Raw genomic sequence first — 14,128 nt, 5'->3', positions numbered from 1 at the left:
CGGAGGGCGTTTTTCAATGTCTGCTAGTGAAAATGCTCCAGTGAATGCTCCAGTGGTCGCTTTGGCCTCCTCCGGGCCAGTACCTTGGGTCGCATGTATGAGTTGCGGCTGTATGAGATGGATACGCCAATCGGCCGTCTTGGCCTGGTGGAATCTGCGCGGGGTGTAACCAAGGTATTGCTGCCTGGTGATGCGTTTGAGCACCCTGTGCACGCGCAGGAGGCCCGCACTCCCGCGGCCCGGCAGCTTGAGGAGTACTTCGCGGGCACACGCAGTGAGTTCACCGTGCCGCTGGATCTGGACGGTCTCACGCTGTTTCGTGCGCGGGCGCTGCACACGTTGTCACAGGTGCCCTACGGGGAGACGGTGACCTATGCGGAGCTTGCCCACGCCGCAGGTAGCCCGAAGGCGGTGCGCGCCGCCGGCAGTGCGTGCGCGACGAACCCGCTGCCGCTGTTCATCCCGTGCCACCGGGTGCTGCGCGCTGATGGTTCCCTCGGCGGCTACCGCGGCGGTGAACGCGCGAAACGTTTCCTACTGGCTTTGGAGGGGATCAATGTCTGACACGTTTATCAAGCATGGCAGCGCACCCGGGGCTGCGGCGGCTGAGGCGGCGTATCTTCGCTGGTTGCGGGAGGGCTCCCAAGCGGTGGTCAGGGTGCTTCTGCTTAACGACGCCGCGAACACCCTCATCATCGAAAAAGTCGATTCCGCCCGCCCAACAGTGGAAGCAGCCCGGGCCGCTGGCCGAGAACTTGCAGCGATTCACGTCATGGGTGCAGCCGCATTCGGTGCGCCGGCAGATGGCTGGGACGGGCCGAACTTCATTGGCACCCGTGAGCAGTCGTGTGTGCCCACGACGCGGTGGGCGAAGTTCTATGTGGAGCAGCGCGTGCTGCCGTTTGCGGAGCACGCACACCGGGTGGGGCACCTCCCGTCGAGTGGTTTGGACGTTGTGCGGCAGGCGTGCGACGCGCTGCTTGCAGAGGATGAGGACGCGCCCCTTGCGCGCATCCACGGTGATCTGTGGTCGGGCAACCTGCTGTGGTCCTCAACCGGGCCGCGCTTTATTGATCCGGCGGCGCACGGCGGGCATCCGCTGACAGACATCGCCATGTTGGAGCTCTTTGGAGCCCCGCTTTTCGACGCCATCGTGGACGGCTACCTCGCCGCAGGCGGAGAGCTTGGGTGTGACTGGCGGCGTCGCATAGCCGTGCACCAACTGCACCCACTTGCGGTACACGCGTGGACGCACGGGCCGTCTTACGGATCTACGCTGGTACGGGCGGCGGAAGAGACCCTACGCGTGGTTGGTTAGGGGGTTGACTGAGGTCTGAACGGCAGCTACCCTGCAATGTAATACATGTATTACATAAGGGAGGTGTCGCATGGGAATTGAGGTTCGTCTGCAGGAGCTGCTGACTGAACGGGCAGGCACCACGACCGTCTCCATGCGGGAGCTGAACCAGAAAACGCGTGCGGTGATTGACCGTGTGATGAAGGAGGGATCGACGTTGACTGTGACAGATAGGGGAGTGCCGATCGCGGAAATACACCCGGTGAGTCAGAAGGCAGGTTTGGACCGACTTGAAGAACTCGGACTCCTCGCTCAGAGGGGTCGCCCCTTCGAAGAGGGCTGGAAGCCCAGACAGTTTGAGTTTTCTCTGGAGGAATGGCTCGAAGATGAGCGCGGTGAGGAACGTCTGGAGCGAGTAATGGTGAATCTGCGGGATGCATCCGATGGGTAAGACGGAAGCTCTCGTATATGTGGATACTTCCGTGCTCGTTGCGATGACGGGTGAGGAGGCGCATAGCCGGTGGGCACTGACTACGCTGCGTGGACGTGCAATGGTGAGTTCGGCCATCCTGCGTGTGGAACTTGCCCGTTTTGCACATCGAATGAATTACGGCTTGGGATATGTCCGTGAATTGGAATCCAGGGTCTCGCTTGTCAACGTGGATGATGCGGTTATCGCAGCAGCTGTTGCTATTAGTGGTGAGGTTAAAACATTGGATTCTCTGCATGTGGGGACCTGGGCGAGGTTGCAGTCATTGGGGGTGACCTGTCCGTTTGTTACGGCGGATCGCAAACAGGCGCTGGCTGCAGCGTCCATGGGTGCGACGGTGATTCACCCCTACGGAGAGCTGCGTTAGCGCCACCAGGTGTCGTTCGGGCCCGGGGGAAGGTGGCGTTTGTGTTGGCCGATGCGCCAGAGGTGCTCAAGGCGCTGCTGTGCTGCCGCCGGGATCTGCTTGCCCTCCAGGTAGTCGTCGATGTGGGCGTAGGTAATGCCCAGTGCTTCCTCGTCCGGAAGGGCGGGGCGGTCTTCCTCTAGGTCGGCGGTGGGGACCTTCTCCCACAGGCGGGGATCTGCCCCCATGTGCTTGAGCATCGCCGCGCCTTGGCGTTTGGTTAGGCCTGCAAGTGGGATGAGGTCGGCGGCACCGTCGCCATGCTTGGTAAAGAACCCGGTGACGTTTTCTGCGGCGTGGTCACTGCCGATGACCAGCAGGCCGCGCTCGCCGGCAATTGCGTACTGGGCGATCATGCGCATCCGCGCCTTGACGTTGCCCTTGTTAAAGTCGCCCAGCTGTTCAATGCCTAGCGCGTTGGCAACGGCATCGGACATGTCGGTGGTCGCATCCTTGATGTTTACAGTCACGGTTTCTTCGGGTTGGATGAAATCCAGCGCCAGCTGTGCGTCATCCTCGTCGGCTTGGATGCCGTGGGGGAGACGGACGGCGATGAAGGTGGCGTTGGCGCCGGCGTCGATACGCATGCGCACTGCAAGCTGAGCAAGCCTGCCAGCAAGGGTGGAATCCTGACCCCCTGAGATGCCAAGGGCGAAGCCGTTAGTGCCGGTGACCTCGAGATAGTCGGCGAGAAATTGCACGCGACGGTCGATTTCTGCGGCCGGGTCGATGGTGGGGGCAACGCCTAATGCGGCGATAATTTCGGATTGCATGAGCCTCATCGTAATGAAGAGGAAACGGAGAGGTTTTGCTTCGGGGGCCGGCGCGTGTAACATTTAACGACGTTGTGCGACCCGGCAACACGCCGAGCGTCGCTAATTGCAGGAATCTGAGCAGAAAGGAGCGCCCGATGAAGGTCCGCAAGTCGCTTCGGTCGCTGAAGAACAAGCCGGGCGCCCAGGTTGTGCGCCGCCACGGCAAGGTCTACGTCATTAACAAGAAGGACCCGCGCTTCAAGGCCCGCCAGGGCTAAGCGCTACGCGCCTCGACTTTATCCCGCTGCTGACGTTTGTCGCGGCGGGATTTGTCGTTTTTGGCAGCGTTATCAGTCCGCGAAAAAGTCTTAGGGAAAATTAATCCCATCGATGTAAGCAAAAACACCATGCCAAGGACTACATGTAGGTAATTTCCATGCCTCATCCTGCGAATACCATGAGTGTAACTACTACATGTAGTGGCAGTTGCCTATTTTTCCCCCAAGGTATAGTGTTTCTGGTGTGCCGCCGAGGGGATCGGCGAAACATAAAAAGAATCGGGGAAGGCACTGTCGCAGGGCCTTCTAGCCAGTTGCGGAACATGTCCGCGAAGACAGCGGAAACCCGCACGGAAAGAGGAAGAAGGCCAATGTCTATCACCGTTTACACCAAGCCAGCTTGCCAGCAGTGCCGCGCAACCACTCGTGCCCTGGATAAGGCTGGGTTGGAGTACAACTTGGTTGACATCTCCCTGGATGATGAGGCCCGTGACTACGTGATGGCACTTGGTCACCTGCAGGCTCCGGTTGTAGAGGTGGATGGAGACCATTGGTCCGGCTTCCGCCCGGAGCGTATCCGCGGCCTCGCAGCAGCAGCGGCATAAGGGAGGCCAGGGAAGAGGCATGCTTCTTGTCTACTTCTCATCCACAACCGAAAACACCAAACGGTTTGTGGAGAAGGTGGGTCTACCGGCAAAACGGATCCCACTGCATCGCAATGATGAACCGCTTGTGGTCAACGAACCCTACATTCTTGTGTGTCCCACCTACGGGGGAGGGGTTTCCCTCACACATGAGAATTCACGCCCGGTTCCGCCGCAAGTCATTCGCTTCTTGAACAACCAGCACAACCGCTCATTCATCCGAGGGGTTATCGCTGGCGGAAACTCGAACTTTGGCAAGGATTTTTGCCGAGCCGGAGAGGTTATTTCCGCTAAATGTAAGGTGCCGTTTCTCTATCGCTTTGAGTTGATGGGGGCGCCTGAAGATGTCACTCGCGTGCGAAGCCAGCTGGTGAAACACGCTGAGCGTTTGGGGCTTGGCCCAGTAGATGCGCCTGTTGAAGAAAGCAGGCAGGATGAAAATGCTGAGCGCCTCGCGCGTTTGCGGGAAAAATATGCTCGTAAATATGCGAAGCGCGTCGCCCACGCGTAGTAGTCACGTACTCATTTAAATAAGGAAGGCAACGCCCGTGTCCACCTCCAACACTGAAATTTCCGGCGCACATGGCAAGAGTGTCCCGGAGCCTGCATCCCAGGCTGACCAGCTTGATTACCATGCGTTGAACGCGCTGCTCAATCTTTACAACGAGGATGGGCAGATCCAGTTTGATAAGGACCGCGAAGCTGCGAACCAGTTCTTCCTGCAGCACGTAAACCAGAACACGGTGTACTTCCATGACTTGGAAGAGAAGATGAAGTACTTGGTGGAAAACAAGTACTACGAGCCGCACGTTATTGATCAGTACGAGTGGGAGTTTGTCAAGGACACGTTCAAGCGTGCGTACTCCTACAAGTTCCGCTTCAAGTCCTTCCTAGGTGCATATAAGTACTACACGTCTTACACGCTGAAGACGTTCGATGGGCGCCGTTACCTCGAGCGTTTTGAAGACCGTGTGTCTATGACCGCGCTGTTCCTCGCTGCTGGCAATGAGGAGCTAGCAACCGCGCTGGTGGACGAGATTATGACCGGCCGTTTCCAGCCGGCAACCCCGACCTTCCTGAACGCCGGTAAGGCGCAGCGCGGTGAGCTGGTCTCCTGCTTCCTGCTGCGTATTGAGGACAACATGGAGTCCATTGGCCGCGCCATCAACTCCTCCCTGCAGCTGTCTAAGCGCGGCGGCGGCGTGGCACTGCTGCTTTCCAATATCCGTGAGTCCGGTGCACCGATCAAGCACATTGAAAACCAGTCCTCCGGTGTTATCCCGGTGATGAAGCTTCTGGAGGACTCCTTCTCCTACGCCAACCAGCTGGGTGCCCGCCAGGGTGCGGGTGCGGTGTACTTGAATGCACACCACCCGGACATTATGCGCTTCTTGGACACCAAGCGTGAAAACGCAGATGAGAAGATCCGCATTAAGACGCTGTCGCTCGGCGTTGTTATTCCGGACGTGACGTTTGAGCTGGCGAAGCGCAACGATGACATGTACTTGTTCTCCCCGTACGACGTTGAGCGTGTTTACGGCGTGCCGTTCGCGGATATCTCCATTACGGAGAAATACGAGGAGATGGTGGAGGACCCACGCATCCGCAAGTCCAAGATCAAGGCCCGCCAGTTCTTCCAAACCATTGCGGAGATCCAGTTCGAGTCTGGCTACCCGTACATCCTGTTCGAGGACACGGCGAACAAGGCGAACCCGGTCAAGACCGGCCGCATCAACATGTCCAACCTGTGCTCGGAGATTCTGCAGGTTAACTCGGCGTCGGTACTGAACGATGACCTGACCTACGACACGATCGGCCATGACATTTCGTGCAACCTGGGCTCGCTGAACATTGCGATGACCATGGATTCGGACAACTTCTCCCGCACGATCGAAACCGCGATCCGTGGCTTGACCGCGGTGGCGGATTTCACCTCCATTGACTCGGTGCCGAGCGTGCGCGAGGGCAACGACGCTTCCCATGCCATCGGCCTTGGCCAGATGAATCTGCATGGCTACCTGGGCCGTGAGCACATCGAGTACGGCTCGGAGGAGGGCCTCGACTTCACCAACGCATACTTTGCTGCAGTTATGTACGAGTGCATCAAGGCCTCCCACAAGATTGCTGTGGAGAAGGGCGAGACGTTCAAGGACTTTGAGAAGTCCGATTACGCCAGCGGTGAATTCTTCGACCGCTACAACCCGGAGGACTTCCAGCCGAAGACCGACAAGGTGAAGGCACTGTTTGAAGCTTCCGACATCGCCGTCCCGACCGCGGAAGAGTGGGCACAGCTCAAGGCTGACGTTGCACGTGACGGTATTTACAACCGCTACCTGCAGGCGATCCCGCCGACCGGCTCGATCTCCTACATCAACAACTCCACCTCTTCGATCCACCCGATTGCCTCCAAGATTGAGATCCGCAAGGAAGGCAAGATCGGCCGCGTCTACTACCCGGCGCCGCACATGGACAACGAGAACTTGGAGTACTTCAAGGATGCGTATGAGATTGGCTACGAAAAGATCATTGACACCTACGCCGAAGCCACGAAATACGTCGACCAGGGCCTGTCGCTAACCTTGTTCTTCAAGGACACGGTGACCACCCGTGACATCAACCGCGCGCAGATCTACGCATGGCGCAAGGGTATTAAGACCCTGTACTACATTCGCCTGCGCCAGATGGCGTTGGAAGGCACGGAGGTTGAGGGCTGCGTCTCCTGCATGCTCTAGTGCTGCATGCTCTAGTGCGTGCCTAGATTCCTAATGAAAGGGGCCTGCGGTTTTTCCGCAGGCCCCTTTTTTAACGTGGTTAGATCGGGTTAAGGGACATTTCGTGTGGATTTGCGGCGTGTCGTACTAAGGGACATTTCGTGTGGATTTAGGGGCGTCCTGCCCAGCCTTTTCTTATGCCTAAGCTGGGGTTCCATTCGTTGTCGATGTGGGTGTCATATGTGGCTGGTCGCCCGTCTGGGTGGCCGCGTCGTTTGAGTTGTTCTTTCGCCCAGGCGGTGCGTGCTGCTTTTTCTCCTTGGCGTCCGAAGTCTTGTTGCTTAGCTAACTCCAGTGGCGCTACCGGGTCTTCGGTATGGACGTAGAGCCACCAGTCCATGGTGATGCGCTGATGCTCATCGAACATGCCGCGATGGTTTCCTGCTAGGTCTTTGAGCTGTTTGTTGATGCCGCCTTCCAACAGGTTTGTGGTGGCTTTTAAGTCCTGCATGACAACGCCTTCAGGCGGGGTAAGGAAGGTAAATAGGTGTCTGTCATGAATGAGTTTTTCTAAGCGTTTTAATGCCCGGCGTGCATTGCGGTGGGTGTACCACCATTTCTGGTTGGGGCTGACCCATTTTGGTACTTGGCCTGCAGGTATAGCACTGCGGTAGGTGCGTTGTTTAAGCCAATCGGCAAAGGTGATGCGGGTGTGGTGGACTGCAGCAGTAAAGCGTGCAGCATCTTCAAGGCTGTCTATCTGGACGAGCATGTAGCCGAGTTTGCGGATTGCTTTATGAGCGGGGTGAATCGGGTTGCGGCTGATGTCGGCAAACGTGTTGCGCTGGACGTGGACTAAGCAGCGCTGGATGGCTACGCCTGGCCATTTAATGCGCAGTGCCTTAAGTGCTCCGCCTGACCCGTCGGTGGTGACGATGAGTGGTTGGGCGATTTTGTCGAATAGTTTTAGGTACTCATACGAGCTTTCACGCAGGCACCAATGCCAGGCGATGACGTGTGTGTCGGTGCAGGCTACCAGCAGGCATTTCTTGTGAAAGTAGGTGCCGTCGATAAAGACTTGGTCATAGACACGGTAGGGGTCTGTAGTCGTGGGCACGGTGATAAACCACAGCAGTTTGAACCACCGGGTCAAAGTCCGTCTGCTCACCCCAAGGCGTTTGGCTAAGTGGTCTGCGGATTCCCCGGAAAGGATCCAGTCGATAAAGATTTTGAAGTGTCGAATCTCGCTGGTGTGCGCCCGGGTGTTAATCGATGAAGCGTTGCACGCAGGACATAGCCAGCGTTGGGTTCCTGCCGCGGTTTTGCCGTTCTTAACCAGTCCGTGGCCGCACACGTCACACGACGGCCGATTCCTATTAGCCATAGGAATTGGCCTTACCGCACCAGCCGCAGTCCCCCTATCACAGACCTAGGACTATCCGGTGTTGATTTCACCGATTGGGCTGTTGGAACCGATTCAAAATCAAGATCACGGCATTATCCCAGGCTGACCCGGGAATCCGTATCGGTTTATCCACACGAAATGTCCCTTAAGCCGTTAGATCTCCATAAACCCGCTGACGCCGGTCAGCAGGCGACGGGACGCGTCTTCGGCGCCTTGGGGATCTCGCTTAGCCACGCTTTCAGCCAAATCCACGTGTACGCGCATCGTTTCTAGTTCTGGTTCGTCCGGCATGATGCCGTAGCGGGTACGGCCTTCGAGCACGTTCATGATCGGCTCAGCCAGGGCGGCAAACATTTCATTGCCCGACGCTTGGAGCAAAAGGGTGTGGAACTCCTTGTCCGCTGCAAGGAACTCGTCGGAGTTACCCTGGCCGGCTTCGGTTAAGTCGACTAGTTTCACGGCCAGTTCGTGAAGACGGGCCGCCTGCTCGGGGGAGGCGTTGCCGGCTGCCAAGTTGGCGGCGATTGGTTCGACTGCGGTGCGGACTGCATCCAACGAGGTGATCTGTCCGGCGCGTTGCGTGTCGCTGGCTAGGCGCCATGCGATAACGGAGCGGTCGAAGACTGCCCAGCGGGAGGCTGGAAGGACGCGGATACCCACACGTCGTGAAGAAGAAACGAGCCCAAGCTGCTCCAAAGCGCGCATCGCTTCACGCGCAACCGTCCGCGAGATGCCGAATCGGGTGGAGATGTCTTGGAGCGTAAAAGTTTCACCCTCTGACTTGGCGCCGGAGACAATTTCTCCGCCAAGTGTGTCAAGAACTGCAGAAAGAAGCGGCTCTGCGGTCGTCTCTCGTGCAACTGACATGGGAACAAACCTCCGTCGCATACGGGTGATATTGCGGGTGATATTGATCGCCTAATAGTTTAATGATCATCTCTCTTCGCCCAAATAGTGGGGGTTTGATCTCTGTAAACGCGGTGCGCTCTGCATGAGCTGTCTGGGGTAGGATGAGCTGCATGAGCCAAGAGGAAAACCTGCAGTCTGTTGTCCAAGACGGTGATTATGACGCGTATGTCGCGGCCCACCCGGAGCCGATGAAGGCGATTAACTGGAACGAAATCCCTGATGAGAAGGACCTTGAGGTGTGGGATCGCCTCACGGGTAACTTCTGGCTGCCGGAGAAGATTCCCGTGTCCAATGACATTCCGAGCTGGAACACGCTCAATGATGACGAGCAGCTTTCCACGATGCGCGTGTTCGCAAACCTGACGCTGTTGGATACGCTGCAGGGCACCGTCGGCGCGGTATCGCTGCTGCCGGACGCGAAGACGCTGCACGAAGAGGCCGTCTATACGAACATTGCGTTCATGGAGTCGGTGCATGCGAAGTCGTACTCGAACATTTTCATGACGCTGGCGTCCACCCCGCAGATTAACGACGCGTTCCGCTGGACGGAAGAAAACAAAGAGGTGCAGCGCAAGGCGAAGATTGTCGAGTCCTACTACCGTGGCGACGACCCAATGAAGAAGAAGGTCGCCTCCGTTATGCTGGAGTCGTTCCTCTTCTACTCTGGTTTCTACCTGCCCTTGAACTGGTCGGTGCACTCGAAGCTGACCAATACTGCGGACATTATTCGCCTGATCATCCGTGATGAGGCGGTGCACGGTTACTACATTGGTTACAAGTACCAGGTCGGCCTGCGCGACGAGTCCCCGGAGCGCCAGGAGGAACTTAAGGAGTACGCCTTCGATATCCTCTACGACCTGTACGAGAACGAGATCCAGTACACCGAAGACATCTACGATCCGCTTGGCTGGACTGAGGACGTGAAGCGCTTCCTGCGCTACAACGCGAACAAGGCGCTGAACAACCTCGGTTATGAGGGCCTCTTCCCGGCGGATGAGACTCGGGTGTCGCCGGCTATTTTGGCTTCGCTTGCTCCAAATGCGGACGAGAACCATGACTTCTTCTCGGGCTCTGGCTCGTCCTATGTCATTGGTAAGGCGGAGGATACCCAGGACGACGACTGGGATTTTTAAAGAGCTTTTGCTTATCGACGTCGCGTGTAACCCCCAATCGGGTGAACCCCGAGCATTGCTGTGGAGGGTTGCGCGCGGCGTCTTTCGTTTCAAGGTGAGCTGGGGGTATGGCCGGGGTCACGTTCAATTCGGCCCGCTGGGGGCGGGGAGGGACTACACTCAGCCGCATAGCTTGCCTGTGATGGCTGGCAATTTCATGTGCTAATCGTTACGATGATTCGGTACCTTAAGTGGCTTTTTGCATAAAGCCCGAGTCAGGAGGATCGTATGACCGCTGTGGCGCCAAGGCTGGACAACTATGTCCCGCCGACTCGTCCGGAACCAACGGGTAACGCCCGTCGTGGTTCCAAGCTTTACAAAATGATGACCACGACGGACCACAAAGAACTGGGCATTATCTACATCATTATGTCCTTCATCTGGTTCTTCCTCGGTGGTCTGATGGCCTTGCTGCTGCGCCTTGAGCTGTTTAGCCCGGGCCTGCAGTTCCTGTCCAATGAGCAGTTCAACCAGCTGTTCACCATGCACGGCACAGTGATGCTGTTGGCGTTCGGTACCCCGATCGTTTGGGGTTTTGCTAACTACGTTCTGCCGCTGCAGATTGGTGCTCCGGACGTGGCGTTCCCGCGTCTGAACTCCTTTGGTTTCTGGATCACCCAGGTGGGTATCGTCGCGTTCCTCGCTGGCTTCCTCACCCCGGGTGGTGCTGCTGACTTCGGTTGGACCATGTACATGCCGCTGGCTGACGCAACGCACACGCCGTCTGTGTCCGCGAACCTGTGGATCGTTGGTGTGGGTGCAACCGGTATCGGTACCGTTGCTTCCGCTATCAACATGCTGACCACGGTGCTGACCATGCGTGCTCCGGGCATGACCATGTTCCGTATGCCGATCTTCACCTGGACGGTGTTCATCACCTCGATCATCGCTCTGATGATCTTCCCGCTGCTGCTTGCTGCTGCTCTGGGTGTTCTGTATGACCGTCTGCTGGGCGGCCACATCTACGACACCGCTAACGGTGGTGCGATTCTGTGGCAGCACCTGTTCTGGTTCTTCGGCCACCCTGAGGTGTACGTCCTGGCGTTGCCGTTCTTCGGTGTGATCTCTGAGGTCATCCCGGTCTTCTCCCGTAAGCCGATCTTCGGCTACATCGGCCTGGTCTTTGCAACCCTGGCTATTGCGGGTCTGTCCATGGCTGTGTGGGCACACCACATGTTCGCAACCGGTGCGGTTCTGCTGCCGTTCTTCTCGTTCATGACGTTCCTGATCTCGGTTCCGACCGGTGTGAAGTTCTTCAACTGGGTTGGCACCATGTGGAACGGCCGCATCACGTTCGATTCCCCGATGCTGTGGGCGATGGGCTTCCTGTTCACCTTCCTCTTCGGTGGTCTGACCGGTATTATGCTGGCTTCCCCGCCGCTGGACTTCCAGCTGCATGACTCTTACTTCGTGGTTGCTCACTTCCACTACACCCTCTTCGGTACCGTGGTGTTCTCCACCATCGCTGGTGTCCACTTCTGGTTCCCGAAGATGACGGGCCGCATGCTGGATGAGCGCCTGGGTAAGATCTCCTTCTGGCTGGTCTTCATCGGCTTCAACGCAACCTTCCTGGTTCAGCACTGGCTGGGCAACATGGGTATGCCGCGCCGCTACGCTGACTACCTGGACACCGACGGCTTCACGCTGCTGAACCAGATCTCCACGGTCGGCTCCCTGATCCTGGGTATCGGTATGCTGCCGTTCATCTGGAACGTGTTCAAGTCCTGGCGCTACGGTGAGATCGTCACTGTGGACGATCCGTGGGGCTACGGCAACTCCCTTGAGTGGGCTACCTCCTGCCCGCCGCCGCGCCACAACTTCACCTCCCTGCCGCGTATCCGCTCCGAGCGCCCGGCCTTCGAGCTGCACTACCCGCACATGGTGGAGACCCTGCGCCGCGAGGCACACACCGGCCACTCCACTGACACGCCGGCTACCTGGAAGGGCGAAAGCCAAGCTGCCACGGTTGGCGCTGAGAAGTAGGCCTGCTGCGCTATACGTCGCGCGACCTGACTGATTACAACAATGAAGCCCCTCATCGACAGATGGGGGGCTTCATTGTGTTAGTGTCCGCGCTATGAAGCCTCTTGAAATTGCCCTACAGACAGGTCTGAAAAGGGCCGTCATTAGCACCTCTGGTCCGGACAAGCCGGGCGTGTCCGCAGAGTTCTTCGCGGCACTCGCCAGCCATGAGGTGCAGCTGCTGGATGTGGAGCAGACCAACTTCCGTGGACGCCTCCACCTTGCAGCCCTTGTGGGCATGAACCCAGACGTGCTTTCGGACCTTGAGCGTGATCTGCGCAGTGCACTGTTTGACTTTGGCCAGGTCGTCGCGATCGAAACTGGTGAGGCTGTAGCGAAGGGCTCACGCGAAAAATCCACCCACGTTGTTGTTGCCTTGGGTAACCCGCTAACGGCGGAGAACGTCTCACGCTTGGGTGCGGCCCTGGCATCTTTCGGCGCCAACATCAACGTCATCCGCGGCATTGCGCAGTACCCGCTGACCGGCCTGGAGTTCCGCATTACGGTGCCGGATTACACTCCGGGCGACGGAAAGAAGATCCGCAGGGCTCTGGCGGAGCTGTCCGCTAAGCAGGGGATCGACTTGGCTATGGAGCACGCGGGGCTACACCGCCGGGCGAAGCGTCTTGTGTGCTTTGACTGTGATTCCACGTTGATCACCGGCGAGGTCATTGAGATGCTCGCGGCGCACGCCGGCCGTGAAGCAGAGGTTGCTGCCGTGACCGAGCGTGCGATGCGGGGCGAGCTTGATTTCGAAGAGTCGCTGCGTGAGCGTGTGAAGACGTTGGCGGGCCTGGACGCTTCCGTGATCGATGAGGTTGCTGCAGAGATCCAGCTGACGCCGGGTGCGCGCACCACCATTCGCACGTTGAACTCGATGGGGTATCGCACTGCGGTGGTCTCCGGCGGCTTTATCCAGGTGCTGGAGGATCTGGCCGAGGAGCTGGAGCTTGATTACGTTCGGGCCAACACCTTGGAGATTGTGGACGGCAAGCTGACCGGCCGCGTCATCGGTGATGTTGTGGACCGTGAGGCGAAGGCGAATTTCCTTGAGGTCTTCGCTGCGGATTCCGGGCTGACCATGGCGCAGACAGTCGCCGTGGGCGATGGTGCCAATGACATCGACATGCTTTCGCGCGCGGGCCTTGGCATTGCGTTTAATGCGAAGCCAGCGCTCAAGGAAGTTGCGGACGCTTCGGTTAACCACCCCTTCTTGGATGAGGTGCTTTACATGCTGGGTATCCCGCGTGAAGAAATTGACACCTTCAACGAGGCCAGCGGCGTTGATTCCCAGCCGCCTCAGCTGTGACGCAGCCGAGTGAGGCGTTTGCCGCGGCGCATCGCCTGCTGGCGGAAACCCGGACGGACTACAGGCAGCGCACCGAGGACCCGGATGATCCTTCGACCGTCCAGGCGATGCAGCTGGTGATTCACCTGCCGAAGGTGGATCCGCCAACGCGTAACCAGGTGCTGGTGGACGCGGCGAAAGCAACTGTTGCCGTCTGTTTGGACACCAGGGCGGGTGAGCCGGGCTTTTGGCAGGAAGGCCTTGGGCGCTGGTACGGGCATCGCATCCGGAAAGTTGCCCGCCGCGCCCGCGGTAAGGCCTGGGATGACGTACAGGCGCTACCTGGCGTGACGGTGGGGTCGGTGCGCGCGTTCGTGCCCTCCAGCGTCGCGGAGGTGCCCCATGCCATTTCTAAGCTGCAGATCAAGGGCACCGATGTAGAGCAGTCGGAGCTTTTGCTTGTCGACGCCAACGTGCCCACCATCTACATCAACTCCACCCTGCACATGTCTCTGGGCAAGGCCGCCGCCCAGGTGGGGCACGCCGCCATGCTCTACGCAGCGGCGCTGCCGCTAAACAGCGCACATGCGTGGGCCGAGCAAGGGTTCGCGCTCAACGTGCGTGAAGTGGACGGCGTCGAGTTTGCGCGAGTCTGCAACACGCCGGGCGCGGTGCCGGTGCAAGACGCGGGCTTTACGGAAGTCGCACCGGGTTCCACCACGGTGGTGGCTGTGCCGCCGGCTGGCTAGCT

Annotated in this window: 15 protein-coding genes; 12 read left to right on the top strand and 3 right to left on the bottom strand. The window is 58.5% G+C overall.

The features are described 5' to 3' along the window. Window positions 1-93 precede the first annotated feature (93 nt). The 4 genes from I6I71_RS00725 (at window position 94) to I6I71_RS00710 (ending at window position 2,154) form a co-directional block, all read left to right on the top strand. Window positions 94-564: a methylated-DNA--[protein]-cysteine S-methyltransferase gene (locus I6I71_RS00725; protein WP_236587336.1), complete on the top strand. Its 471-nt coding sequence runs from the start codon at window positions 94-96 to the stop codon at window positions 562-564. Then, entirely contained in the window at window positions 557-1,318 is a 762-nt protein-coding gene (locus I6I71_RS00720) for a fructosamine kinase family protein (RefSeq protein WP_070494247.1), read from the top strand. Before I6I71_RS00725 ends, I6I71_RS00720 begins: the two co-directional genes overlap by 8 nt. A gap of 70 nt (window positions 1,319-1,388) precedes the next feature. Continuing rightward, on the top strand, window positions 1,389-1,748 hold the full coding sequence (locus I6I71_RS00715; RefSeq protein WP_052203192.1) for a type II toxin-antitoxin system Phd/YefM family antitoxin: 360 nt from the start codon (window positions 1,389-1,391) through the stop codon (window positions 1,746-1,748). After that, the gene (locus tag I6I71_RS00710) at window positions 1,741-2,154 is read left to right on the top strand and encodes a PIN domain-containing protein (RefSeq protein ID WP_052203198.1); all 414 of its coding nucleotides are present in this window, start codon (window positions 1,741-1,743) and stop codon (window positions 2,152-2,154) included. The genes I6I71_RS00715 and I6I71_RS00710 overlap by 8 nt, the downstream gene beginning before the upstream one ends. Here I6I71_RS00710 and nadE read toward each other — a convergent pair. Continuing rightward, complete coding sequence (gene nadE / locus I6I71_RS00705) at window positions 2,151-2,981, bottom strand: ammonia-dependent NAD(+) synthetase (RefSeq protein WP_330910994.1); 831 nt, start codon at window positions 2,979-2,981, stop codon at window positions 2,151-2,153. The genes I6I71_RS00710 and nadE overlap by 4 nt on opposite strands. 122 nt (window positions 2,982-3,103) lie before the next feature. On the opposite strand from nadE, the gene ykgO reads away from it, so the two are divergent. The 4 genes from ykgO (at window position 3,104) to nrdE (ending at window position 6,602) form a co-directional block, all read left to right on the top strand. Then, window positions 3,104-3,226, top strand: a complete 123-nt coding sequence (ykgO, locus tag I6I71_RS00700; protein WP_005288826.1) for a type B 50S ribosomal protein L36 — start codon at window positions 3,104-3,106, stop codon at window positions 3,224-3,226. 371 nt (window positions 3,227-3,597) lie between these two features. Further along, window positions 3,598-3,831, top strand: a complete 234-nt coding sequence (gene nrdH / locus I6I71_RS00695; protein ID WP_052203200.1) for a glutaredoxin-like protein NrdH — start codon at window positions 3,598-3,600, stop codon at window positions 3,829-3,831. Between the two features lie 19 nt (window positions 3,832-3,850). Further along, entirely contained in the window at window positions 3,851-4,381 is a 531-nt protein-coding gene (nrdI, locus tag I6I71_RS00690; RefSeq protein ID WP_083278902.1) for a class Ib ribonucleoside-diphosphate reductase assembly flavoprotein NrdI, read from the top strand. Between the two features lie 58 nt (window positions 4,382-4,439). Further along, on the top strand, window positions 4,440-6,602 hold the full coding sequence (nrdE, locus tag I6I71_RS00685) for a class 1b ribonucleoside-diphosphate reductase subunit alpha (RefSeq protein WP_201823068.1): 2,163 nt from the start codon (window positions 4,440-4,442) through the stop codon (window positions 6,600-6,602). Window positions 6,603-6,750: 148 nt separating this feature from the next. On the opposite strand, the gene I6I71_RS00680 is transcribed toward nrdE, so the two are convergent. Both I6I71_RS00680 and I6I71_RS00675 read right to left on the bottom strand, forming a co-directional pair. Then, window positions 6,751-7,965 carry an IS1249 family transposase gene (locus tag I6I71_RS00680; protein WP_201821510.1) on the bottom strand — a complete coding sequence of 405 codons (1,215 nt, stop codon included), beginning with the start codon at window positions 7,963-7,965 and terminating at the stop codon, window positions 6,751-6,753. Between the two features lie 174 nt (window positions 7,966-8,139). After that, a complete protein-coding gene (locus I6I71_RS00675; protein ID WP_052203203.1) occupies window positions 8,140-8,853 on the bottom strand; it encodes a FadR/GntR family transcriptional regulator in 714 nt (237 codons plus the stop codon). 152 nt (window positions 8,854-9,005) lie between these two features. Between I6I71_RS00675 and nrdF the strand changes: the two genes are divergently transcribed. From nrdF to I6I71_RS00655, 4 genes are all read left to right on the top strand, one after another. Continuing rightward, window positions 9,006-10,028: a class 1b ribonucleoside-diphosphate reductase subunit beta gene (nrdF, locus tag I6I71_RS00670; protein WP_052203205.1), complete on the top strand. Its 1,023-nt coding sequence runs from the start codon at window positions 9,006-9,008 to the stop codon at window positions 10,026-10,028. A 267-nt stretch (window positions 10,029-10,295) separates the two neighbouring features. Continuing rightward, entirely contained in the window at window positions 10,296-12,050 is a 1,755-nt protein-coding gene (ctaD, locus tag I6I71_RS00665) for an aa3-type cytochrome oxidase subunit I (protein WP_052203206.1), read from the top strand. Between the two features lie 94 nt (window positions 12,051-12,144). After that, window positions 12,145-13,398 carry a phosphoserine phosphatase SerB gene (serB, locus tag I6I71_RS00660; RefSeq protein ID WP_052203207.1) on the top strand — a complete coding sequence of 418 codons (1,254 nt, stop codon included), beginning with the start codon at window positions 12,145-12,147 and terminating at the stop codon, window positions 13,396-13,398. Continuing rightward, a complete protein-coding gene (locus tag I6I71_RS00655) occupies window positions 13,395-14,126 on the top strand; it encodes an aminoacyl-tRNA hydrolase (protein ID WP_236587335.1) in 732 nt (243 codons plus the stop codon). The genes serB and I6I71_RS00655 overlap by 4 nt, the downstream gene beginning before the upstream one ends. The last annotated feature ends 2 nt before the right edge of the window (window positions 14,127-14,128 follow it).

This window comes from Corynebacterium riegelii (assembly GCF_016728505.1).
Taxonomy (GTDB): Bacteria; Actinomycetota; Actinomycetes; order Mycobacteriales; family Mycobacteriaceae; genus Corynebacterium; species Corynebacterium riegelii.
The sequence above is the reverse complement of the archived record's forward strand: the minus strand, read 5'-3'. Positions and strand labels throughout refer to the sequence as shown.